Raw genomic sequence first — 23360 nt, forward strand, 5'->3', positions numbered from 1 at the left:
CTCAAGCCTCACCAGGCCCGCTCGCATCCGCGCCAAGCGACTGCGTCGCGGACGCCCCGCTTGCGGTCCTGCTATCTCCGGCGTCTCTCTTCCCGGTCGCACTCCCTTTGCCTCCGCGAAACCGTTTGGCGATTTCCTCGAACGCGGCCTGAAGCTCTGCCTCGTCAATCTCGATTTCCCCGAGACCGGCCTTCAGTGCGATGCGGCCGATGCGTTCGGCCTCACGGGTCTCGGCCTGCTTCAGCTGGTCCTGCAATCTGGCGATTTCTTCCCTGATCCTCGATGATGGCTTCTTCATTCCGGTCGCTCCTTCGGCGTTTGGGCGTTGCACTTGCGACGCCCAGATTCTTCCGGATGTGCCTGAATTGAAATCTGCAGATCTGCAGATCGCCAAGAGCGATGCTTTTGTGAATGATCCCGCCGTTCCGAAGGAATGGCTCCAAGGGCGCAATTATACGTCGCGATGCGACGCGTTGCTTTTCGGTCCGATGAGACCGGGCTCTACCGCCACTCTCGACGAACTTGGTTCTAACCGGAGCGTTCTTCGACGTGGCCATCGCCCATTTCTCAGCCAGCATTGTCAGCCGCGGCTCCGGCCGCAGCGTGGTGCTGTCTGCGGCCTACCGGCACTGCGCGAAGATGGAATTCGAGCGTGAGGCCCGCACCATCGACTACACCCGCAAGCAGGGCCTGCTGTACGAAGAGTTCTTACTCCCGGCCGAAGCCCCAAAATGGGTCCGCTCGCTGATCGCCGACCGCTCGGTTTCCGGTGCCTCTGAAGCCTTTTGGAACAAGGTCGAAGCCTTCGAGAAACGTGCCGACGCACAGCTGGCGCGCGATCTGACCATCGCGCTTCCGCTGGAGCTGTCCGCCGAGCAGAATATCGCCCTGGTCCGGGATTTCGTCGAGAAACACATCCTGGCGAAAGGCATGGTCGCCGACTGGGTGTATCACGACAATCCCGGCAATCCGCATATCCATCTGATGACGACGTTGCGGCCTCTCTCCGACGACGGGTTCGGGTCGAAAAAGGTTGCTGTTGTGGGCGAGGATGGCCAGCCGGTGCGGACGAAGTCCGGTAAAATCCTCTACGAACTCTGGGCCGGTTCGACTGATGACTTCAACGTCCTGCGGGATGGATGGTTCGAGCGGCTGAACCATCATCTTGCACTCGGCGGCATCGATCTTCGCATCGATGGGCGCTCCTACGAGAAGCAGGGAATTGATCTGCAACCTACCATCCATCTCGGCGTCGGCGCCAAGGCGATCGAACGCAAGGCGGAGAGCCGGGGCGTTCGGCCAGAGCTAGAACGGATCGAGCTGAACGAGCACCGACGTTCGGAAAACACCCGGCGGATCATGCGCAATCCCGCCATCGTGCTCGACCTGATTATGCGAGAAAAGAGCGTCTTCGACGAGCGAGACATCGCCAAAGTCGTACATCGGTACATCGACGATCCCGCTGTTTTCCAGCAGCTTATGATCAGGATCATCCTGAACCCGGACGTGTTGCGGCTGCAGCGCGACACGATCGATTTTGCGACGGGTGCGAAGTTGCCGTCGCGTTATTCGACGCGAGCGATGATCCGGCTGGAAGCGACGATGGCGCGGCAGGCAACATGGCTGTCGGAGCGGGAGGGAAGGGGCGTTTCCCAATCCGCTCTTGATGCGACGTTCCGTCGGCATGAACGGCTGTCCGACGAGCAGAAAGCGGCGATTGAGCGCGTAGCCGGCCCAGCCCGTATCACCGCGGTCGTCGGGCGCGCCGGGGCCGGTAAGACCACGATGATGAAAGCTGCACGCGAGGCGTGGGAACTGGACGGATACCGCGTCGTTGGCGGTGCGCTCGCCGGCAAGGCGGCCGAGGGTCTGGAAAAGGAAGCCGGCATCGAGAGCCGGACGCTTGCGTCATGGGAGCTGCGCTGGAACCGTGGCCGGGACGTTCTGGACGACAAGACGATCTTCGTCATGGACGAGGCCGGCATGGTTGCGTCGAAGCAGATGGCTGGGTTCGTCGATGCCGTGGTTCGGGCCGGCGCGAAGATTGTGCTGGTGGGTGATCCCGAGCAGCTTCAGCCGATCGAGGCGGGGGCTGCCTTCCGCGCCATTGTCGATCGCATTGGCTATGCCGAACTCGAAACTATCTATCGTCAGCGCGAGGACTGGATGCGCAAGGCCTCGCTCGATCTCGCGCGCGGCAATGTCGACAAGGCTTTGAGTGCTTATGGTGCCAACGTCAGGATTACGGGCGAGCGCCTGAAAGCCGAAGCCGTCGAGAGATTGATCACCGATTGGAACCATGACTACGATCGAACGAAGACGACGCTGATCCTCGCCCATCTGCGCCGCGACGTGCGCATGCTCAATGTCATGGCCCGCGAAAAACTCGTCGAGCGCAGCATCGTCGGCGAGGGTCATCTGTTCCGGACAGCTGACGGCGAGCGCCGTTTCGATGTCGGTGACCAGATTGTCTTCCTGAAGAACGAGGGATCGCTCGGGCTCAAGAACGGAATGATCGGCCATGTCGTTGAGGCTCAACCGAACCGCATCGTGGCTGTGGTCGGCGAGGGGGATCATCGGCGGCATGTCGTTGTCGAACAGCGGTTCTACAATAATCTCGATTACGGCTACGCCACGACGATCCACAAGTCTCAAGGAGCGACGGTCGACAGGGTCAAGGTGCTCGCTTCCCTGTCCTTGAATCGGCATCTGACCTATGTGGCGATGACCCGCCATCGGGAGGATCTGCAGCTCTACTATGGGACAAGATCCTTCTCGTTCAACGGTGGGCTGGCCAAGGTTCTCTCCCGAAGGAATGCCAAGGAGACGACGCTCGATTACGAGCGCGGCCAGCTCTATCGAGAGGCGCTGCGCTTTGCCGAGGCCCGTGGTCTGTCCATCGTTCAGGTCGCTCGTACGGTGGTACGCGACCGGCTCGATTGGACGCTGCGCCAGAAGGCGAAACTCGTCGATCTCGGCCAGCGTCTTACTGCCTTCGCCGCGAGCCTCGGCATTTTCCAAATCCCTGACACTCAAACGAGGAAGGAGGCCGCACCCATGGTCGCAGGCATCAAGACATTCTCCGGCTCTGTTGCCGATACGGTCGGTGACAAGCTCGGAGCAGATCCTACCCTGAAACGGCAATGGGAAGAAGTCTCTGCACGTTTCGCTTACGTCTTTGCCGATCCCGAAACCGCCTTCCGTGCGATGAACTTCAATGCGGTTCTTGTGGACAAGGAGATGGCGAAAGAGGCTCTGTGGAAGCTCGAGGCGGAGCCGGCTTCGATCGGCCTGCTGAAGGGCAAAACCGGCATTCTCGCCAGCAAGGCGGATCGGGAGGCGCGTCGTATCGCCGAGGTCAATATACCGGCCCTGAAGCGGGAACTTGAGCAGTATCTTCGGATGCGCGAAACGGTCACGCAGAGGCTGCAAACGGACGAGCAGGCCCTGCGTCAGCGGGTTTCGATCGACATTCCAGCTCTGTCGCCGGCAGCCCGCGTCGTGTTGGAGCGGGTGCGCGACGCCATCGACCGAAACGATCTGCCAGCGGCAATGGCATATGCGCTCAACAATCGGGACACCAAGCTCGAAATCGACGGGTTCAACCAGGCTGTTACCGAGCGGTTCGGGGAACGCACGCTATTAAGCAACGCTGCCCGTGAACCCTCCGGAAAACTGTACGAAGAGCTCTCCAAGGGCATGAAGCCGCAACAGATGGAGGAGCTCAAACAGGCTTGGCCAGTGATGCGGACAGCGCAACAACTGGCGGCCCACGAGCGCACCGTTAATTCTCTAAAGCTGGCCGAGGAACAGCGTCTAACCCAGCGCCAGACGCCGGTGCTGAAGCAATGAGGCACAGGCGGATTCTCCTGTTTCTGGCGGGCGCCGCCGGCGTCATGTCCGCACTGGCGGCGACTGCGATCACGGGCGGCTATCAGCTGAACCTGACCCCAAGCGAGCCGCTCGGCCTCTGGCGTATCGAGAAGCTTCAACGTCCGGTCTCTACCGGCGATCTTGTGTTTTTATGCCCGCCCACCACAGCCGTGTTCACAGAGGCGTGGCGCCGCGGATATCTGCGGCGGGGGCTTTGCCCCGGCGGATTTGCGCCGCTGATCAAGACTGTCGCAGCGCTTCCTAGGCAGCTTGTCGAAATTAACGATCACGTGCTCATCGATGGTCGTCCGGTTGCCGCATCGTCTGTGCGGCGCACTGACGGCGAGGGCAGAGCGCTCATGCCTGATGCCGGCGGTGTCGTGCCGCCCCATCATCTATTTCTTCACTCACCCTTTGCGAGCTCCTATGATTCCCGATATTTTGGCCCGGTTCCGGATGCCGGTCTTCTCGGCCTGGCGCGGCCGGTCCTCACCTTCGATCCCTGATCGCGGTGACAATCATCCGACTGATCGCTGGAAATCCATGCCTCTGATCATCGCGCCCATGGCCTGTGGGTGGGTCGGCTGGAGCGGTGAGGTGCTTCTCCTGCCGCTCGCCATGTTCTTTCCTTTGCTCTGGGCGATGGCGCCGTCACGCTCGATCGCAGCACTTGTGGCGGCGAGCTATTTCCTGGCCGCCTCTCGTGGGTTGCCGCAGGGTGTGAATAACTTCTATAGCGCCAATCTCTGGCCGGGTCTGGGGCTTTGGCTTGCTGCATCGGTGTCGTTCACTGGCGTGCATGCCGCCCTCTGGACGAAGCGTCATGGTACATTTGCAGTCGGGAAGAGGGGCGGCGGGTGGGCGATGCCGCTACGCCATCTTATCGTGATCGTGCTTATGGCGCTGCCGCCCTTTGGTATTACTGGGTGGGCGCATCCTCTGACGGCTGCAGGCGTGCTATTTCCCGGCTGGGGATGGTGGGGTCTGTGCGCGATGGCGACCGGCCTGCTCATCATGACGACAAGGCTTTGGCCGGCCGCAGCCATCATCCTTGCGGGATTCTGGCTCTGGTCCGCCGCGACGTGGACGGAACCGAAACTACCTGATGCGTGGAGGGGCGTCGATCTTCAGGTGGGACAAAATCTCGGGCGCGATGGATCGCTTCTGTATCACCGTGACCTGATCGCAACGATGCGCCGGAAAATTGCTGCGCATCCGGGCGCACGCGTCGTGGTCCTGCCCGAAAGTGCGCTCGGCTTCTGGACGCCGACCGTGGCGCGGGTCTGGCAGGAAGGTCTCCGGGGCTCGAGCCTCACCGTCATCGCAGGTGCCGCCGTCATCGATCCGCAGGGCTACGACAATGTCATGGTCGCACTTTCAGCTGCTGCAGCGAAGGTCCTTTATCGCGAGCGCATGCCGGTCCCAGGCTCCATGTGGCAGCCATGGTTGCAATGGACCGGGCAGGGCGGTGGCGCGAGAGCCGACTTCTTCGGCAATGCGGTGGTTGAGGTCGAAGGGATCAGGATCGTGCCGCTGATCTGCTACGAGCAGCTCATTCTCTGGCCAGTCCTGCAGTCGATGCTGCATTCGCCCCAGGTTCTGGTTGCGGTGGGTAATGGCTGGTGGACCGAAAACACCTCCATCGTTGATATCCAGAGAGCGAGCGTTGCGGCTTGGGCGAGGCTCTTTGGCCTGCCTGTCGTCATGGCATTCAATACATAGGGAGTATCAAGATGCTCGACGCCGTCCTTATCCAGCAATGCGCCGATCCCTCCTTGAAGCCTGCGATCATTGAGCAGTTCATCGCGAAAGCCGGATCGCAGGATCCGCTGGCTATAACCGTGCGCTCAGGCAACCGGGTGGTGCTGGTCCCGAAGCCAACCACACCGGAAGAGGCACTCGCTTTGATCCGCGACAATCTCGGTCGCAACACGGTTCGCGTTGGCATCACCCAGTATCCGGCGGGCCTCGGCATCGTCGAGGCCGGTCAGTTGAAGCCGGAGATGGTAGAGTCTTGTGAGAATATCCGCATGGGAACGGCGCTCTTTGCCAAGGTCTTTCGCATCGTTTCGAAATGGTATGGCAATCCAACGGCGAAAGAAGTCCTGCCACAGATTATGGATGATGCGGTCCTTGCCTGGCAGACGGGGTATTTCGAAGGGGTGGCGGTGTTTCGGGAGGAGGATCCGGGGCAGGAGAAAATCACTCGCCCCGCCACGGCCGATTCCAAAGAACCTGAAAATGGCGCTGACTCAAATGAGGATGCCGTCTCGACGGCAACTGCGACTGACACAGTAGCCCCCGATCCCAACAAGGCAAGCATCAGGATTGATCTTTCGGGGATTGGTGCGCGGCCGTGAATCCGCGTAGGCTGCAGATCTGCAGGACGATTGTTTTCCATTGCCCTAGCGGAAACAGTCTGGAGCTTTTATAAGACGGGCAGGGCAGTACGCGCTGCCCGGGGTGTGCAAACCCTTCCTAGCGGTTGGTGTCGGCCGAGACGGCACCAGAATCCTCTGACCATTTGGCCGGGGGCCTGTGACGCATGTCCAGGCGCCTCGGTGCTAAAGGTCTCAGGACTGTCTAGGACGGTTTGCAACCCCCGGCTTGGGATCAGAGATTAACGTTTGCGGGGGCGCACCGCAGACAATATCCTAGGGTTGGATCGCCAATGGATTTGAAAGATTCAGCAGTGTCGGACACATGTGAACTGCGCCCGGTGATCGGGCTGACACGCGGACTGCCCAACTCGGACATCGAAACTTTGGCGGTGAATTCAATTCGGCTGCACAGGCAGCTTGTTGAGAAGGCGGATCGGTTTTTCCAGGCGTTGCCGGAGGATTACAAAACGGGCAAATCAGCCGGGGGCGAGCAGCATCTCGAATACATCGAAGCGATGATCGAGATGCATGCGCAGATGAGCGCGGTCAATACGCTGGTCGGCCTTTTGGGCTACATACCGAAGGTGTCGGTCAACTGAAGCCGCGACTATATGAGGCCTGCTCGGATCGCCAGTGCCACCAAGTGCGGCATTGTATGGATCTGGAAGCGCTTTCTCGCTTCTTCAAGTTTGCTTTTCACTGAATTGTATTTGACGCCTTCGAGATCGGCCGCTTCTTCCATCGTCTTGCCGACCGAGATCCAGTTGAGGTACGCAGCCTCCTTCGGGTCTAGCCAGGCCGGGTGCTGTGCGCTCGGCGTAAGGGGCAACAGGGTCATGCGGGCATGAAGCTGCCCAACAGCGGCGGCTGCCGCGACAGGATCGACATCGCGTTCTAGGTCAATCGACGTTTTGTCAGAAGCGAGCGTGAACATGGAGGTCGATCCATTGGCCGCCCGAATGGGTATGGTGATTCCAGAACGGATCCCAAAATCCGCTGCCTGATCAAAAAACTCTCGTTTCTCCTTCGATAGGTGCCGCCGTTCATGCTCTCCGCTCCACGTAAACACGCGCTTCAACGACTTTGCCCGGTTTACGATCGGATCGATGGCCTCGAACTTTCGCTTGAAGTAGATTGTCCGCCATTCGGGAGGGTAATTTGACGAGGTTATCGTGTGACCAGGTCGGATGAACAGGTAGGCATAGCCGGAAAATCCCGCTTGATGGGCAAGGTTGGTCAGAGCATCCTCGAGAACACCTTCGTCACCTCGAAGCGCAGCAAGGTCAACCAGCCTGTCTAGCCAATGTTGCATATTATACTCCGTATTTTCAGGTGGGACAGGTCACCGAGGCGCTCCTAAATATTGTATTCTTGGCATAAGCGCAATCTAAGATTGCATAATCCTTTTTATGGAACTCTTGGTCACAATGGAGGTATCTGAGAGCGACATGTGCATGCAGCGACTACCAAACATGCTCACTGGCGGATGCAGCCGGTGTTTTGCGGCTTCTTGGAACATCGAAGCCGAAGGAGCAAAGCTTTGCCTTATTACCGGCCCGAGGAAAGCCATTCCAATGCTTTAAGAATTCATATTGGTGCCGTTGCGGCATAAGCTTTCCTCGGTGCCCAGGTGAAGCGCACGTCAAACGCCATTGCAACCAGTACTGATTAGAGCGGATCGCTCGAATGTTTGTAACGTGGTGTGTGTGCCGGGACCGTATCCGATGTGAATGCGCGACCAGACATTGAGCCCGCCGAACTTGCGCTTCGCCAAGGCGACTTGAAAACCAATAGGCGTCATAGCCTTTGTCTCCGATCGTCTTAACGTAACCATAGGAGCGTCCCCGGTTCCTATGGTTCTCAGCCGAAACAGCATCGCTTCGGCTGAGAATGCCGCAGACATCAAGATTAGCGCGTGCCACTCCATATGCGCCTCCCCAGCTATCAGTTGGTCGTGACAGTGATGGTCACGTTGATATTACCCCTCACCGCATTCGAATAGGGGCAGGTCGCATGCGCCGCACGCACAACCTCCTCGGCCGTTGCCTGATCGAGGCCGGTGATCGCGACGTCGAGCGCTACTGAAAGCGCGAAACCACCGCTCCCGTTTGGCGACAAGCCCACTTCAGCCACCACCACGATGTCATTATCTTTCACGTTTGCCACTTTGTTGCGGGTGACATGAATGACTGCGTTTTCGAAACAGGCGGCATAGCCGGCTGCGAAGAGTTGCTCTGGATTGGTGGCACCGCCAGCGCCGCCCATCGTCGTTGGAAGAGCCAACGGAAGTTCCAGAAGCCCGTCCTCGCTGCGGACCCTGCCGCTGCGCCCGCCGACCGCGGTGACCTTGGTACTGTAGAGTGTGTTCATTGTTGTGTTCCCGTCAGATCATGTTGCCCATGCCGAGCGCGCGAAGGAGATCGTTCTGTATGGGAGCGACGGCCTCATTCAGCCGCTGAACGCCAAGATCCATGCCTTCCGGCATGACGACCGTCCGCAGAGGTCGCCGTTCCGTGGCCTCGACCAGTTGCGCAATCGCGCCAGCAACGCGCTGGGGCTGTGGCGGATTTTGTGGATCGATCCCGTCGTTAGAGTGCTGCTTGATCTGGCCCGGGATGGCCGCGACGTCTCCGTATGTTTTCAGCACGCCGTGGTCCGAGGGTTCGGGGCTGGACGGGAGAAGATTGCTTGGGAACGGGCCTGGCTCGACGATGACGGAGTCAATGCCGAAGCTCGAGAGTTCGTAGCGGTAGGCTTCCGCGAGGGCTTCGAGCGCAAACTTGCTGGCGGAATAGACACCAAAAAACGGGAAGATCACCCGGCCCATGAGCGACGTAACATGGATGAGGACGCCACTGCCGGCGGCTCGCATGTGCGGCAGAACGGCGCGATCGGTGCGCACGGCGCCGAAGAAGTTCACCGCGAACTGCGCTTCGATATCTTTGACTGTATAGGCCTCAGTGACGCCTACGGGCATCATCCCTGCATTGTTGACCAGAGCATCGACCCTGCCGTGCTGTCGGATGACAAATTCGATTGCCGCGTTGACCGATTGCTCGTCGGCGACGTTCATCTCGAGAACCTGCAGCGCATGCCCTTCAGCCTTTGCCGATTCGACAAGCTCTTCGCGAACGCGGCTGTTTCTTCCTGCGACATCGCGCATGGTCGCGACCACAGTGTGGCCCCGCCTTGCGAGCTCCAGGACGGTAAGTTTCCCAAAGCCACTGCTCGCGCCGGTGACGACTACGACTTTTCCACTCATCTCAAGACCTTTCTCTGAAATCCAAGGAGACGCATGTAGCCATAGACAGACCTGTATGTATTTGCAATACTGTGATTGACAGAATAGTCTGTCCAGCGGTGCAACCAATTTCCAGGGCAAAGACGATCGTGGCCAAGGTGTTTGATTTCGTGGACGTAGACATGCGTCCGCTTGACGGGCTCGCCCCGCGAGAGCGTATCTTGAAAACGGCGTCAGACCTGTTTTACCGGTTCAGCATCAACTCCGTCGGAATCGATCGGATCATCGCCGAAAGCGGCGTGGCCAAGATGACATTCTACAAGCACTTCCCCTCGAAGGCAGACCTCATCGCCACCTATCTGCGCTACAAGAGCGTGATCTGGTTTCAGATGCTTTCGACGTCCACGGAAAAGGTCGGCCTCTCGTCGATAGAGCGCGTGCTCGCTGTCTTCGACGCACTCGAGGAACCCCTTCTCGCCCCGTCCTTCCGTGGCTGTCCGTTCGTGAAGGGGATGGCGGAGTTCGGGCCTGAAGCGAAGGCCCCGGATGTGGAGGCGACTATCGCGGCCTATTTCACGCAGCTACACGACTTAGTCGCGTCGCTTGTCGAGCCCTTGGGATTGCGCAATCCGGAAAAGGCCGTGATTCAGATTCTGGCACTTATTCAGGGCTCGATCGTCATTGCCCAGACTACCCGCGATCCGGCTATCGTCGAGGCTAACCGAGATGCGGCCAGAGTGTTGCTGGAAGACGGATTGGGCTCCACGTCTTAACGTGCAGGTCAAGAGCCGTTGGAATGCAACCAACCAAGCGTCTGTCAGTGATCAGGTTATCACATCGCGGAAATTTAGGATGGCACCGCGGCCTTATATCCCCCGCCAGAGGTGGGCTGGCACGTAACGGGCGATCTGATCTTCACCCGCTGGCGGAGCCCGCAAACCGCTCCGGACATCATTTATCGCACGGCATGCAGCCGGGCCGAAGACGGAAAGAGGACTATGCCGATGAATGAAGCTCAGACGTTCATTCGAATCGAAGACGGCCTCGATCTCCCGATTGTCGGCTTCGGCACGTGCCTTATCAGCCAGAATGACTCAGCCCCTGCTGTCACCGCTGCCATCGTGGCGGGATATCGGCACATCGACACAGCAGTGGCCTACGAGAACGAAGCCGGCGTCGGCGCAGGTATCCGGGCGGGCATATCTGCCATCGGTATCGCCCGGCGGGACATTTTCGTTACCGCCAAGCTATGGCCCGGCAATGCCGACTGGGATGATGCGCCCAAGGGGTATGAAGCTGTGCTTGAAGCGTTCGAGACGACCCGATCGGCGCTCGGTCTCGATTACATCGATCTCTACCTCGTGCATGCGCCAACCGGTGGGGCAGAGCGGCTCAATCAATGGCGGGCGATGCTTCATCTCAAGGACGAAGGAAAAGTTCGCGCCATCGGCGTCAGCAACTTTGCCCAGTCCCACATCGAGGAGATAAAGACAGCTGGCCTGCCGCTGCCGGCCGTCAACCAGATAGAGCTGCATCCTTGGTCACAGAAGCCGGCACTCGTTCCATATCTCAATCAGAATGGCATTAAGCCGATTGCCTACAGCTCACTCGTGCCGCTTTCCACCTGGCGGGCAAAGGAAGGGGAGCCTAGCTCAAAGACCGAAGCGATGAAGGCAGCGAGTAGCAATGGTTCCTCGCCGTTCAAGACGATGGCCTTGAAGTACGGCGTCTCCGAGGCACAGTTATTGTTGCGGTGGGGCGTACAGAAAGGCTTTGCGATCCTACCGAAGAGCCTCAGTCCAAACCGTATGCGTGAAAACCTCGACCTCTTCGGCTTCGTCATTGATCAAAACGACATGGCCCTGATCGAAGGCATGGACCGCGGCGACGGCGTGGCCTGGCCCATTGGCGATCCGACGAAGCTGGGGTGACATGCAGCAATATGCACCGCTACAATGACATCTTATTGCTATCCCGCAACTCTCTACTGAATACCAAACGTCCGGCATCTGTTCGCATTGCCGCCATATGGCTTACGAAGTATTCGGTTGTAACCCGCTTCGGCCTCCCCAGGATCTGTGCTCGCAGTCTGCATTTCGTACTGCACTAGGAACTGAGCCCAAAGCTGCCAAGAGAGCATAGGAGCCGCCGTATCCGGCGGCTCGTCGCCACTTTATGGGACGCAACGCTCCTTGCAAGCGATGTCGCGTGGGCGGGTGTTCTCTAAGCTGGCGCGATGCCGCTGTCATGTTGAGGGTCGGACTGGCGCAAATCACGCCGCATGAATGCCCAGTCGATGAGCTCTGCCATCGACGGGCCCAACGCGATCCCCATGTCGCTCAGTGCGTATTCGACACGCGGCGGAACCTGTGGATAGACCGTTCGAGTGACGATGCCGTCTTTCTCCAACTCCTTCAGCTGTTGGATCAGCATTTTTTGGTTCACGCCCTCGACGCGCTTTTCAAGTTCCGAAAATCTAAGCGGACCCTTTGCTCCAAACAGCTGGCAGATGATAACGATCTTCCATTTGCCTTCCAGAACCCGCAGTGCGTCTCTGGTCGCAGCTGCCCAGATCAATTGCTGCTTGGGATCGTCGCAGCGCCAATCTCTCTCGATCGCCATACTTACCTCAAGGTGGGTTACACACGTTTCAGTGCGTTCTTGCTCAATCTTACAGCTATACCTATTCTTCGGAGCACTACAAGTCACGTCTCCGCTCGACACGTAGATTGAGTGAATACAGAGAGGAAATATTATGAAAATTGGCATCATCGGCGCAGGCAATATCGGCGCGACGCTGGCACGCAAGCTTGCTGCGGTCGGGCACGAGATTAAGCTTGCGAACTCCAAGGGTCCGGAATCAATCCGTGACATCGCGGCGGAGGCAGGTGCGACGGCAACGACCAAGGAAGAGGCCGTTACGGGGGTAGATGCAGTGATCCTGTCCATCCCGTTTGCAGCTTATCGCGATCTTGCCACGTTGTTTGAGACCGTTCCCGACAACGTCATCGTGGTGGACACCTCCAATTACTATCCGTTCCGGGACGGGTCGATCAGCGACGTGGATGGTGGAAAACCGGAAGCGGTCTGGGTGACGGAGCAGATCAAGAGGCCTGTCATCAAAGCCTGGAACGCGGTGCTTGCAGCGACCCTTGAGAAAAAGGGCGTAGACAGAACGCAACCCGGCCGCATCGCCCTTCCCGTAGCGGGTGATGATCCCGCAGCAAAGTCGCGCGTCATGGAACTGGTAGAGGCGACAGGTTTCGACACTGTCGATGCCGGCGAGCTTGCGACCTCGTGGCGACAGCAGCCAGGCACGCCTGCCTATTGCACGGAACTGACTGCTGAAGAGCTGAAATCTGCTCTTGAAAAAGCAGACCAGAAGCGGTCGGCGGATAACCGCGAAGTTCTGATCAAGGAATTCATGGAGAGAGGCGATAGCTTGACCCACGACGACATGGTGGCGCGCAACCGCGCGGTGACAGCGTGAGCAAGACAGGAAACAGCATGAAAGTTGGTATTCTTGGTGCCGGCCACATCGGAAAAACGCTGGTGCGTGAACTCAGCAAAACCGGGTACGATGTGAAAGTGGCAAACTCGCGTGGTCCCGAAACGATAGGGCCATCGGTATTTACATCCGGTGGACGCGCCGTAACCATCGAGCAGGCAGTCGAGGACGTCGATATCCTGATCCTTTCGATCCCGCTGAACCGCTTGCCCGAAATTGCGCCGAGAATTGCTGCCCTTCCAGAGGACACCGTGGTCATCGACACGTCCAACTACTACCCGGGGCGTGACAGCGTTATCGCTGATATAGAAGCCGGCGAGGTTGAGAGCGTCTGGGTATCCAGACAACTCGGGCGACCGGTCGCCAAGGCCTGGAATGCAATCGGTTCCGACTCTTTCGCCCGACTGGGAAAACCTGCGGGTCACCCGGAGCGCATTGCCATACCGGTCGCTGCAGACAATGAACGCGCCCGACGCGTCGCCATGGCTCTTGTAGAAGATACGGGCTTTGACGCGGTCGATGCCGGATCGCTTGCGGAATCATGGCGCCAGCAGCCGGGCTCTCCCGTTTACTGCACGGACCTGACGGCCGACCAGGTACCTGATGCGCTGGCCTCCGCGGAAAGATCTCGGCTGCCAAGGCGACGCGACCTGTCCGTCGCTGCGGTTCAAGAGAGGCTTGGCGATACAAAAAGCAATCCCGACGCGGATTTTCTGGTGCGTTTGAACAGGGCGCTGTTCATGTAGGTTGCCATCCTCCGTACCCGAGGCTCAAATCCACCTGTCGTCAGTCTACGCGATCGCTGATGAGGTCGCCGACGACCGTGCGGCCCGGGCCGGAACCGCACGGATCTAACGTACGACTCAAAACACCTTGGTGCTGCCGGGCAGCACGAGACAATCTGCACCGCAGACTTGGCAGCCTCCGACGAGCCGTGCGGGCGCCGGAATATGGAATCGATTATGTCGCGTAAAATGATCATCGGAATGCATTTTGGAAACGGCTATGGTTCCCAGCCGGGGGCATGGCGAATGGCGGGAGTCGATCCCCGGAACTACACGAACTTCGATAGCCAGGTGCGATATGCTCAGGCGGCTGAGCGGGGCAAATTTCAGTTCCTGTTTATGCCGGATTTTCCGGTCTTGACGGGAAATGTGCAGACTGAAGCTCCTATGATCAACATCGATCCGATGATGACGCTCGCGGCCGTCGCGCGCGGCACCGAGAGGATCGGCCTGGTAGCGACCGGTTCGACCACGTTCAACGAGCCCTATAATCTGGCGCGCCAGTTCAAGGCTCTCGACCTGATGAGCCATGGCCGGGCGGGATGGAACGCGGTTCCGACCAGCGATCCCGCGATCGCCGCCAATTACGGGCGCAGTCTTCCGCCCCGCGGCGAAAAATACCAGCGGCTGCACGAGTCGATCCAGATCGTTCAGGCCCTCTGGGGCAGCTGGGAAGAGGGGGCATGGCTGCACGACGCCGCATCGGGGCGTTTCGCCGATCCATCCAGGATCCGGCCCATCAATCTTCAGGGAAACCACGTCGGCTCCAGCGGTCCGCTGCCGCTGCCGCCGTCGGAACAGGGCCAGCCGGTCATCTTCCAGGCGGGCGGAGGCGATCAGGGACTGGAGGTGGCGGGCCGGTATGCAAGCGGGGTCATCGGGGCGGTCTACACGACCGAAGCGGCGCGCGCCCAGCGCATGGCACTCCGCAGCTCGGCGGAACGGGCCGGCCGCAACCCTGACGAGGTTAAGTTCTTTCCTGGTCTGATGACGACGATAGCTCCCGACAGACGCAGCGGGCTCGATCGCCGGATCGCGGTCAGCGGGGAAACCTTCCCGCAGCGTGTCGGATATCTCGGCCAGATGCTGGGCTTGCAGCTCGATGCGAGCCGGCTCGGCGAGCCCCTGTCACAAGCTGAACTATCAGCGGCCCGCCCGTCACCGCGCGATCCCCGGTCTGCCCGTGCACTCGAAATCGCCCGGCAGGGCTGGAGCCTGCGGGATATTCTGGCGCATGGGGTGATCGACTATCACCCTGTTATCGCCGGACCTGCGGTCGAAGCTGCCGATCATATGCAGGCTTGGTTTGAGGCCGGTGCGGCCGATGGCTTCTGGCTGTCGCCCGATGTCTACGAAGACGGTATCGATGCGATCGTTGATCAGGTGGTCCCTCTCCTGCAGGAACGCGGATTGTTTCATCGCGACTACGCAGGAACGACCCTGCGTGACCATCTCGGCGCACCGCCCCAGTACGGGCTCGATCCGCGCATCCTAAGCTGAACGGGGGACGGCCTCACCTGCGCAGGCGGCGCTGGAGCTTGCTGTCAGGTCCCGCAGTCCTCCAACGACAGCCGTCCATCCGCAACCACCTGGCCGGCAGGAGGCTGGCCGCCCTCCAGAACCGTCACAACGGCACGCGCGGCAAGGAGGTTTGTTCGGGCAAGGCCCTCGGCCGACGAGGCCGCAGAGTGTGGCGTGGCGACGACGTTGGGGAGAGCAAGCAGCCTTGCGGTAACGGGTTTGAACACGGGATCGCTCTCACTCGCGAACACATCAAGCCCTGCGCCCGCGAGCCTCTTTTCGAGGAGGGCGTCGAGCAGGCTCCGGTCGTCCACGAGCCCGCCGCGACCGACATTGATGAGGGTCGCCGCCTTCTTCATCCGGCCAAGCGCGTCGGCATCGAGCAGAAAGCGCGTCGCGGGCGTCAACGGTGCGTGAACGCTGACGATGTCGCTGTCCCGCAGAAGAGTTTCAAGATCGACAAAGCATACATCGTTTTCAGCGGCATAGTCCGGATCGGGCGTTCTACTGTTCACCAGTACCCGGCAGTCGAACCCTTTCAAACGCCGGACGACGCTTTTTCCAACGCGGCCAAGCCCTATAATGCCCACCGTCTTCAGATGAAGATCGCCGGTGGTTGGGATGGTCCAGTCGCCGTTTTCCATGGCGATCCGGCTTTCCCGGAGACGACGAAGGACAGCCAGCATCAGGCCGATCGTGTGGTCGGCTACGGATGCATCGTTGCCCCCGGCAGCAATCGTCACGACCAGTCCGGCTTTGCGCGCAGCCTCCAGATCGACGCGGTCGTATCCGACCCCGGCTCGCGCGACGATCTTCAGATCCGGCAGCCGCGCGAGCACGTCCGAGGTTACGTGGGCGTGTCCGACGATCCAGCCCTGCGCACCCTTCAGCCGTTCAATCAACGTCTCGACACCGAGGCTTCCGTCGTTCGAACCCGGCGGGAGGGAAACGTGGTCGACCACACATCCACTCTCCCGCAAATAGGCAGTGGCTGTCTCATCGAACGAACGCGCGGTTACGACGATACGACGGTGGTTTTCGGTCATATAGCCTTAGGATGTGTGCGGTAACAGAACGGAAAAGCGGAACGTGATATCGGGTGCGACCGTCACCTGGATTTGTCCCTCCGACGGCAGCGCTATTGCTCCGCAAAGCGACCCGGTTGTCACCACGGCGCCACCTTGCAGGGACTGCGGGTCGCGTGTCGAAAGATTGGCGAAATCAATGAGCCAGCCGAGGCAGTCGCCATTCGCGTGCTTCGCTCTGCCCGCGAAAAGCGTGTGCGAACCGTGCAGGATCGTCAGATCACCTGTCTGCATCTGATCCAGCCGGCTCACGGAAAAGGCGGGGCCAAGATGGTAGCCATCATTGCCCATCCGATCCGCGAGGAACAGCGGAAACGACACTTTCCCGTTTTCCAGCGCCACACTGCGCACGAGTTCCGCTCCGACGAAGACCGCATCGCTCGCATTGACGATGTCGTCGCGATCGTATTGCGGTCCGGGAGGAAGGTCCTGCTTAAGGCGTACCGCTATCTCGATTTCAAGCAACATACCCGGACGCCACGATAGCGCTTGCTCGGCGGCGCTTGAAACGAAGGGATGAAGGCGCGAGATCACGGGAATGCCGGTCGGCGACTTTGCTACCTTCCACGCGTTCGCAATACTTCCAGAAAGAGTGGCCGATCGCTGGATGGCATCCGCCGTAGCGAGATCTGGCGGGATATCGAATTCGGACGTGTGTGCTCGTGTACCCGAAGAACGGAACGCATCGATGGTTTCGCGGAGCCTCGCTTGGTCAAATCCGGATGCGGATGGCGTCGTCATTCAGTCGCCTTTCCAGTTGCTCACGCTCTCGGTTACCACCAGCGCGGTCATATTGACGATACCGCGCGTCGTCGTCGACGGTACGAGGACGTGGAGAGGTTTAGACATGCCGAGAAGCAGAGGGCCGACCGCGACACCCTTGGTGACCGACGTGAGCAGTGTCAGAGAGATATTGGCGGCGTCGAGAGAGGGCATGACCAGAAGGTTGGCCGCTCCGTCCAGTGTGCTCTTCGAAATCGCTCTCGCCCGAATGGCAGGATTAATCGCGGCATCCGCGTGCATTTCCCCGTCGACGTCCAGGTCTGGCGCGGTGCTCCTGAGGATCGCGAGCGCATCCCGCATCTTCCGGGCGCTCGGAGATTTTGATACGCCGAAATTGGAATGTGAGGTCAGGGCGACAGTGGGGGTCTGGCCGAAGCGGCGGACTTGCTCGGCCGCCATCAGGGTCAACTCCGCGATCTGCTCGGCATTCGGGTCGACATTGAGGTGGGTGTCGGCGAAGAACAATGTGCCCTGGCTGTGGATGAGCGCCGTTAATGCAGAGACGCGCCCGACGCCAGGCGCCTTCGGTATGATCTCCAGCGCCAGTCGCGTTTCCTGCGACCAGTCTGCCGGCGTGCCGCATAGCGCGGCATCGACAAGGCCTGCCTCAAGCAGCATGGCGGCGACGACCGTGGGTTGCTGGCGTAGACGGCGGCGGGCGGCTTGGGGCGTCACGCCCCGCCGCTCGACCAGATTCACATAGCGCTCTTGCAGCATGACGAGAACATCAGTCTCCACCGTCGGATCGAATACCTCAATGTGGTCACCGACCCGAATCCGCAGGCCAAGCCGTGCAATGGCATCCTCGATCACGGGCGCGCGCCCAACGAGCACGGGCCGGGCAAGCCGTTCGTCCACGACGATCTGTGCGGCACGTAGCACCGGTTCCGTTTCTCCCGCAGCATAGGCGACGCGCTTCGGCGCACGCCGCGCCGCCTCGAAAACAGGCATCATCAGTTGCGTGGAGTTGAAGGCATGTCGTTCGAGCTGACGGCGATAGGCAGCAAGGTCGGCGATAGGGCTCAATGCAACGTCCGTCTCGGCAGCCGCCTTGGCAACGGCCGGAGCGACTTCGAGGATCAGCCTCGGATCGAACGGCTTGGGAATGATGTGTTCCGGCCCGAACAACAAAGCCTCGCCGCCATAGGCATTGGCCACAGCTTCATCCGGCTCGGCGCGGGCGAGTGCCGCAATTGCCGAGACGGCCGCCATCTTCATGGCCTCGTTGATTTCGGTAGCCTGACAGTCTAGCGCCCCGCGGAAAATATAAGGAAAACAAAGAAGATTGTTCACCTGATTGGGGAAGTCGGAGCGTCCTGTGGCGATGATCGCATCGGGCCTTGCGGCCTTCACCAAATGTGGCAGGATTTCCGGATCAGGGTTGGCCATCGCCAGAATGAGTGGGTGCGGCGCGAGAAGAGGCAGCCACTCCGGCTGGAAGACGCCGGGAGCTGACAGGCCGAGAAAGATATCGGCTCCGGCAACCACATCCGCCAGCTTGCGCGCATCGGTCCGATGGGCGAACCGGCGCATGTTGGGCAGCATCGGCGTGTTGCGTTCGGCGTGGACGACGCCGTCGATGTCGGTCAGCGTGATGTTCTCGTGTTTCATCCCCATCGCGGCGAGCAGTTCGACGCAGGCAATGGCGGCCGCCCCCGCGCCGGATGTGACGAGCCGGACCTCCTCGATCCGTTTGCCCTGGATGCGCAAGGCGTTCGTGACAGCGGCCGCGCAGACGATTGCAGTGCCGTGCTGGTCGTCGTGGAAGACAGGGATCTTCATCCGCGACCGCAGGTTTGCTTCGATCAGGAAGCATTCCGGCGCTTTGATATCCTCGAGATTGATGCCGCCGAATGTCGGTTCCAGCAGCGCGACCGCATCGCAGAAAGCCTCGACATCTGTCGTATCGACCTCGATGTCAAACGAATCGATGCCTGCGAACTTCTTGAAGAGGACGGCCTTGCCCTCCATCACCGGCTTGGCGGCCAGCGGGCCGATGTTGCCGAGCCCAAGGACGGCTGTCCCGTTGGTGATGACGCCGACGAGATTGCCGCGGGCAGTATATTGGCGCGCGTTTGCCGGATCCGCGACGATCGCCTCGCATGGAGCGGCGACGCCGGGCGAATAGGCAAGCGCCAGATCACGTTGCGTTTCCATCCTTTTGGTCGTCTGGATGCCGAGTTTTCCCGGCTCTGGATGACGATGATAGTCGAGTGCGGCTTGGCGGACGTCATCAATCATGGCCGGAGACTCCTCGATCAGAAAACGTGGGGAGCGCGTGACCGCTCCCCACGACGCCATTACTCGGCGAGTTCGCGCATGACCTTGATCAGGTCGGACTTGCCTTCGAAGCCTATGCCCGGCAGTTCCGGCATCGTGATGTGACCGTCGATGACCTTGACGCCGTCCGGGAAGCCGCCATAGGGCTGGAACAGATCCGGATAGCTCTCGTTGCCACCGAGACCGAGGCCGGCAGCGATGTTGAGCGACATCTGGTGACCTCCGTGCGGAATGCAGCGCGACGGCGACCAGCCGAACTGGCGCAGGACATCGAGCGTACGCAGGTACTCGACGAGACCGTAGGACAGGGCGCAGTCGAACTGCAGGAAGTCGCGGTCCGGCCGCATGCCGCCGTACCGCAGCAAGTTGCGGGCGTCCTGGTGGGAGAAGAGATTCTCGCCAGTCGCCATCGGGCCATCGTAGAATTCCGAAATGGCAGCCTGCAGCGCGTAGTCGAGCGGATCGCCGATTTCCTCGTACCAGAAGAGCGGATAATCGCGCAGCATCTTGGCATAGGCGATGCCGGTTTCCAGGTCGAAGCGGCCGTTTGCATCGACGGCAAGCTTTGCTTCTGAACCGATTTCCTCCAGCACGGATTCGATCCGGCCGCGGTCTTCCTCGATGGATGCGCCGCCGATCTTCATCTTCACGACATTGTAGCCGCGGTCGAGATAGCCGCGCATTTCCTTGCGAAGCGCGCTGTTGTCCTTGCCGGGATAATAATATCCGCCGGCGGCGTAGACAAAGACCTTCGGGTTGGCTTCCCGGCCCTTCATGTCGGCGAGGTGGCGGAAAAGCGGCTTGCCCTCGATCTTGGCGACAGCATCCCAGATCGCCATGTCGATGGTGCCGACGGCTACCGAGCGCTCGCCGTGACCGCCGGGCTTCTCGTTCATCATCATCTTCGCCCAGATCTTGTGCGGGTCGAGATTGGTGCCGGCGTCATTGATCAGTTCTGCCGGGTCAGCTTCGAGAATACGGTCCTTGAACCGCTCGCGAATGAGGCCGCCCTGACCGTAACGCCCGTTCGAATTGAAGCCATAACCGACGACGCGGCGCCCGTCCTTGACCACGTCGGTCACGACGGCGACGAGGCTGGCGGTCATCTTCGAGAAGTCGATATAGGCGTTGCGGATGGGCGAAGCGATTGGCTTGGTGACTTCGCAGACGTCTACAATACGCATTTTGTTCTCCGTGTTGTAAAAAGATTGGAACGATTGATTAGTGCTGCGCTTCGTGCGCGATGGCTGTGATTTGGGGTGGTCTGTCCCCGCGCTGTTCAGCGATGACCGCCTCGACGGTGGCCCGATCAAGGGCACCTTCCCATTTGGCGATGGCGATAGTCGCGACGCCGTTTCCAATGAGGTTCACGACCGCCCGAGCCTCGTTCATGAAGCGATCGACGCCGAGCAGCAGCACGAGACCTGCGATAGGAATGGCGTGGAAACTGGACAGGGTGGCGGCAAGGGTCACGAAGCCCGCACCCGCTACGCCGGCCGAACCCTTCGACGTCAGCAGGAGGACGCCCAGGATCAGCAACTGACCCTCCAGACCGAGCGGTGTATTGGTGGCCTGCGCGACAAAGACGGCGGCCATCGTCAGGTAGATGCAGGTCCCGTCGGCATTGAACGTGTAGCCGGTCGGAAGCACCAGGCCGACGACCGACTTCTTGCAGCCGAGACGCTCGAGCTTCGCCATCATGCGCGGCAGCACGGCCTCGGACGAGCAGGTGGCGAGAACGATCAGGATCTCGTCCTTGAAGTAGCGGAAGAAGTGCAGCAGCGGGAAACCCGACCAGCGTGCAATAGTACCAAGAACGAAAATGACGAACAACGCAGAGGTGAGGTAGACCGCCAGCATGAGGTGCCCGAGCGACCAGAGCGTGCCGATGCCGTGCTTGCCGATGGTGTAGGCGACGCCGGCGCCCGCGCCGATGGGCGCAAGCCGCATGACCATGCCCACAATGCGGAACAGGGCCAGGAGGAACGCATCGAGCACGTCGACGACGGGCTTGCCGCGTTCGCCGATCTGCACGAGGGCGATACCGACCAGCACGGCCAGAAGGATGACCTGCAGCATCGCACCCTTGGCGAAGGCATCGACCATCGTAGTCGGGATGATGTTCATTACGAACTCGACGAAGCCGCCCTGCGTCTGCGCGGTCTGCTGGTATTGCGAGATGGCGCCGGCGTCGAGGGTGTTGGCGTCGATATTCATGCCGACGCCCGGCTGCATGATGTTGACGACGATCAGGCCAAGCACGAGGGCGATGGTCGAGACGACCTCGAAGTAGATTAGAGCGCGGGCGCCTGTCTTTCCGACTTCCTTGATGTCACCCATCTTCGCGATGCCGAGCACGACCGTCGCGAAGATAACGGGTGCAAGGAGCATCTTGATGAGCTTGATGAAGCCGTCCGCGAGCGGCTGGAGCTTCGTCGCGAGGTCCGGAAACACGAGCCCGACGACGATGCCAATGCCGATCCCGATGAGTACCTGTATATAAAGCTGTCCTAGCAACCGTCGTGCCATATTGACCTCCTCCTTATAGTCTCTGCTGCACCTCCGCAGCCATCGGGCGGGGCCGACTGGTGCTTTGATAGTAGAGCGAGAACAGCCGTTCCAATGCCGTGCCGATTTGAATTAGTGCCATTTGGGCATTATGGTTTAGGTTGCGAGACTAATGTTACGGCTGGAATGGTTTGTTAAAACGCAGATTTCTCCCATTTCGGTTGTTTGGCCTCGACGCCATGCATAAGCGTAGCGATGCCCATTTGGGCTTCATCGCGCTGCATCCGCTACGAGACCACAGCTGAGCATGTCATCGGATCGCTTGCGCAACCGCCTCTCCGCAAGTGACGGTGTCCGCGTCCCCACCCAGGTCGCGTGTTCGAAGCCTCCGATCGGCGAGAACCGACTCGATCCCGGCCATGATGGCGGCGCTAGCTTCATGCTCTCCCAGATGATCCAGCATCATTGCCGCCGACCAGATCTGGCCGATGGGATTTGCAATCCCCTGCCCGGCAATGTCAGGGGCTGATCCGTGGACGGGTTCGAACAGGGACGGGAATTTTCGCTCCGGGTTGATATTGCCCGAAGGGGCGATGCCAATTGTACCCGTGCAGGCGGGTCCAAGATCCGAAAGGATGTCGCCGAACAGGTTCGATGCGACGACCACGTCGAAGCGGTCCGGGTTGAGCACGAAATGGGCGCAGAGAATATCAATATGGTATTTGTCCCAGGCGACATCTGGATAGGACTTGGCCATTTCCTCGACCCGCTCGTCCCAATAGGGCATCGAGATGGAGATGCCATTCGACTTGGTCGCGGACGTCAGTCGTTTGCGCGGACGGTTTTGAGCGAGATCGAAGGCGAACTTCAGGATCCTATCGACGCCGATCCGCGTCATCACCGTTTCCTGGAGAACCGTTTCCCGCTCCGTTCCCGGAAAGATGCGCCCGCCGATCGACGAATATTCACCTTCGGTGTTTTCCCGGACGACATAGAAGTCGATATCGCCTGGGCCGCGGCCGGCGAGAGGCGACGTCACGCCGGGCATCAACCGCACGGGCCTCAGACTGACATACTGGTCGAACTCGCGCCGGAACTGGATGAGCGAGCCCCAGAGCGAAATATGGTCCGGCACAAGCTCGGGCCAGCCGACGGCCCCGAAGAAGATGGCGTCGTGACTACCAATCTGCGCCTTCCAGTCCTCCGGCATCATCTGCCCGTGCTTCACGTAGTAGTCGCAGGAGGCGAAGTCGAAGCTGTCGATCTGGAGTTCGAAGCCAAACTTTTTCGATGCCGCTTCGAGGACCCGGATGCCCTCGGGGACTACCTCTTTCCCGATCCCATCCCCAGCGATAGAGGCAATTTTGTGTACGCGGTTGGTTCTGTTTTCCACGG

21 protein-coding genes are annotated in these 23360 nt (G+C 60.0%); 10 read left to right on the forward strand and 11 right to left on the reverse strand.

Annotated features, from left to right (window positions below):
• Position 1 precedes the first annotated feature (1 nt).
• The gene (gene traC / locus EDE09_RS17950) at positions 2-298 is read right to left on the reverse strand and encodes a conjugal transfer protein TraC (RefSeq protein ID WP_132412081.1); all 297 of its coding nucleotides are present in this window, start codon (positions 296-298) and stop codon (positions 2-4) included.
• Between the two features lie 251 nt (positions 299-549).
• Here traC and traA point away from each other — a divergent pair, with 251 nt between their 5' ends.
• From traA to EDE09_RS17975, 5 genes are all read left to right on the forward strand, one after another.
• On the forward strand, positions 550-3852 hold the full coding sequence (gene traA / locus EDE09_RS17955) for a Ti-type conjugative transfer relaxase TraA (RefSeq protein WP_132412083.1): 3303 nt from the start codon (positions 550-552) through the stop codon (positions 3850-3852).
• Positions 3849-4379, forward strand: coding sequence for a conjugative transfer signal peptidase TraF (traF, locus tag EDE09_RS17960; protein ID WP_132412085.1), 531 nt, complete (start codon positions 3849-3851; stop codon positions 4377-4379). Before traA ends, traF begins: the two co-directional genes overlap by 4 nt.
• A 37-nt stretch (positions 4380-4416) precedes the next feature.
• Positions 4417-5595, forward strand: coding sequence for a conjugal transfer protein TraB (locus tag EDE09_RS17965; RefSeq protein ID WP_245505189.1), 1179 nt, complete (start codon positions 4417-4419; stop codon positions 5593-5595).
• A gap of 11 nt (positions 5596-5606) precedes the next feature.
• Positions 5607-6233, forward strand: a complete 627-nt coding sequence (locus tag EDE09_RS17970) for a TraH family protein (RefSeq protein ID WP_132412089.1) — start codon at positions 5607-5609, stop codon at positions 6231-6233.
• A gap of 311 nt (positions 6234-6544) precedes the next feature.
• Positions 6545-6853, forward strand: a complete 309-nt coding sequence (locus tag EDE09_RS17975) for a transcriptional repressor TraM (protein ID WP_132412091.1) — start codon at positions 6545-6547, stop codon at positions 6851-6853.
• Positions 6854-6861: 8 nt separating this feature from the next.
• Here EDE09_RS17975 and traR read toward each other — a convergent pair whose 3' ends face one another.
• The 3 genes from traR to EDE09_RS17990 all read right to left on the reverse strand — a co-directional run bounded on the left by traR (position 6862) and on the right by EDE09_RS17990 (position 9516).
• Positions 6862-7566, reverse strand: coding sequence for a transcriptional regulator TraR (gene traR / locus EDE09_RS17980; protein ID WP_132412093.1), 705 nt, complete (start codon positions 7564-7566; stop codon positions 6862-6864).
• A 632-nt stretch (positions 7567-8198) separates the two neighbouring features.
• Complete coding sequence (locus tag EDE09_RS17985; RefSeq protein ID WP_132412095.1) at positions 8199-8624, reverse strand: organic hydroperoxide resistance protein; 426 nt, start codon at positions 8622-8624, stop codon at positions 8199-8201.
• 13 nt (positions 8625-8637) lie between these two features.
• Positions 8638-9516, reverse strand: coding sequence for an SDR family oxidoreductase (locus EDE09_RS17990; protein ID WP_132412097.1), 879 nt, complete (start codon positions 9514-9516; stop codon positions 8638-8640).
• Positions 9517-9677: 161 nt separating this feature from the next.
• Between EDE09_RS17990 and EDE09_RS17995 the strand changes: the two genes are divergently transcribed.
• Positions 9678-10268 carry a TetR/AcrR family transcriptional regulator gene (locus tag EDE09_RS17995; RefSeq protein WP_132412099.1) on the forward strand — a complete coding sequence of 197 codons (591 nt, stop codon included), beginning with the start codon at positions 9678-9680 and terminating at the stop codon, positions 10266-10268.
• Between the two features lie 231 nt (positions 10269-10499).
• Positions 10500-11426, forward strand: a complete 927-nt coding sequence (locus tag EDE09_RS18000) for an aldo/keto reductase (RefSeq protein WP_132412243.1) — start codon at positions 10500-10502, stop codon at positions 11424-11426.
• Positions 11427-11718: 292 nt separating this feature from the next.
• Here EDE09_RS18000 and EDE09_RS18005 read toward each other — a convergent pair whose 3' ends face one another.
• Complete coding sequence (locus EDE09_RS18005; protein WP_132412101.1) at positions 11719-12117, reverse strand: helix-turn-helix domain-containing protein; 399 nt, start codon at positions 12115-12117, stop codon at positions 11719-11721.
• 133 nt (positions 12118-12250) lie between these two features.
• Between EDE09_RS18005 and EDE09_RS18010 the strand changes: the two genes are divergently transcribed.
• The 3 genes from EDE09_RS18010 to EDE09_RS18020 all read left to right on the forward strand — a co-directional run bounded on the left by EDE09_RS18010 (position 12251) and on the right by EDE09_RS18020 (position 15288).
• The gene (locus EDE09_RS18010; RefSeq protein WP_132412103.1) at positions 12251-12985 is read left to right on the forward strand and encodes an NAD(P)-binding domain-containing protein; all 735 of its coding nucleotides are present in this window, start codon (positions 12251-12253) and stop codon (positions 12983-12985) included.
• Between the two features lie 17 nt (positions 12986-13002).
• Positions 13003-13749 carry an NAD(P)-binding domain-containing protein gene (locus tag EDE09_RS18015; protein WP_132412105.1) on the forward strand — a complete coding sequence of 249 codons (747 nt, stop codon included), beginning with the start codon at positions 13003-13005 and terminating at the stop codon, positions 13747-13749.
• Between the two features lie 216 nt (positions 13750-13965).
• Entirely contained in the window at positions 13966-15288 is a 1323-nt protein-coding gene (locus EDE09_RS18020) for an NtaA/DmoA family FMN-dependent monooxygenase (protein WP_132412107.1), read from the forward strand.
• 44 nt (positions 15289-15332) lie between these two features.
• Here EDE09_RS18020 and EDE09_RS18025 read toward each other — a convergent pair whose 3' ends face one another.
• The 6 genes from EDE09_RS18025 to EDE09_RS18050 all read right to left on the reverse strand — a co-directional run bounded on the left by EDE09_RS18025 (position 15333) and on the right by EDE09_RS18050 (position 23358).
• On the reverse strand, positions 15333-16355 hold the full coding sequence (locus EDE09_RS18025; protein ID WP_132412109.1) for a phosphoglycerate dehydrogenase: 1023 nt from the start codon (positions 16353-16355) through the stop codon (positions 15333-15335).
• 6 nt (positions 16356-16361) lie between these two features.
• A complete protein-coding gene (locus tag EDE09_RS18030; RefSeq protein ID WP_132412111.1) occupies positions 16362-17135 on the reverse strand; it encodes a 2-keto-4-pentenoate hydratase in 774 nt (257 codons plus the stop codon).
• Positions 17136-19418 (reverse strand): NADP-dependent malic enzyme, encoded by a 2283-nt coding sequence (locus tag EDE09_RS18035; RefSeq protein ID WP_132412121.1) that lies wholly within the window; start codon positions 19416-19418, stop codon positions 17136-17138.
• Between the two features lie 59 nt (positions 19419-19477).
• The gene (locus tag EDE09_RS18040) at positions 19478-20641 is read right to left on the reverse strand and encodes a mandelate racemase/muconate lactonizing enzyme family protein (RefSeq protein WP_132412123.1); all 1164 of its coding nucleotides are present in this window, start codon (positions 20639-20641) and stop codon (positions 19478-19480) included.
• Positions 20642-20678: 37 nt separating this feature from the next.
• Positions 20679-21986, reverse strand: coding sequence for a C4-dicarboxylate transporter DctA (gene dctA, locus EDE09_RS18045; RefSeq protein ID WP_132412125.1), 1308 nt, complete (start codon positions 21984-21986; stop codon positions 20679-20681).
• A gap of 289 nt (positions 21987-22275) precedes the next feature.
• Entirely contained in the window at positions 22276-23358 is a 1083-nt protein-coding gene (locus EDE09_RS18050) for a tartrate dehydrogenase (RefSeq protein ID WP_132412127.1), read from the reverse strand.
• Positions 23359-23360 lie beyond the last annotated feature (2 nt).

It is taken from the genome of Neorhizobium sp. S3-V5DH (genome assembly GCF_004343065.1).
GTDB classification, from domain to species: domain Bacteria; phylum Pseudomonadota; class Alphaproteobacteria; order Rhizobiales; family Rhizobiaceae; genus Neorhizobium; species Neorhizobium huautlense.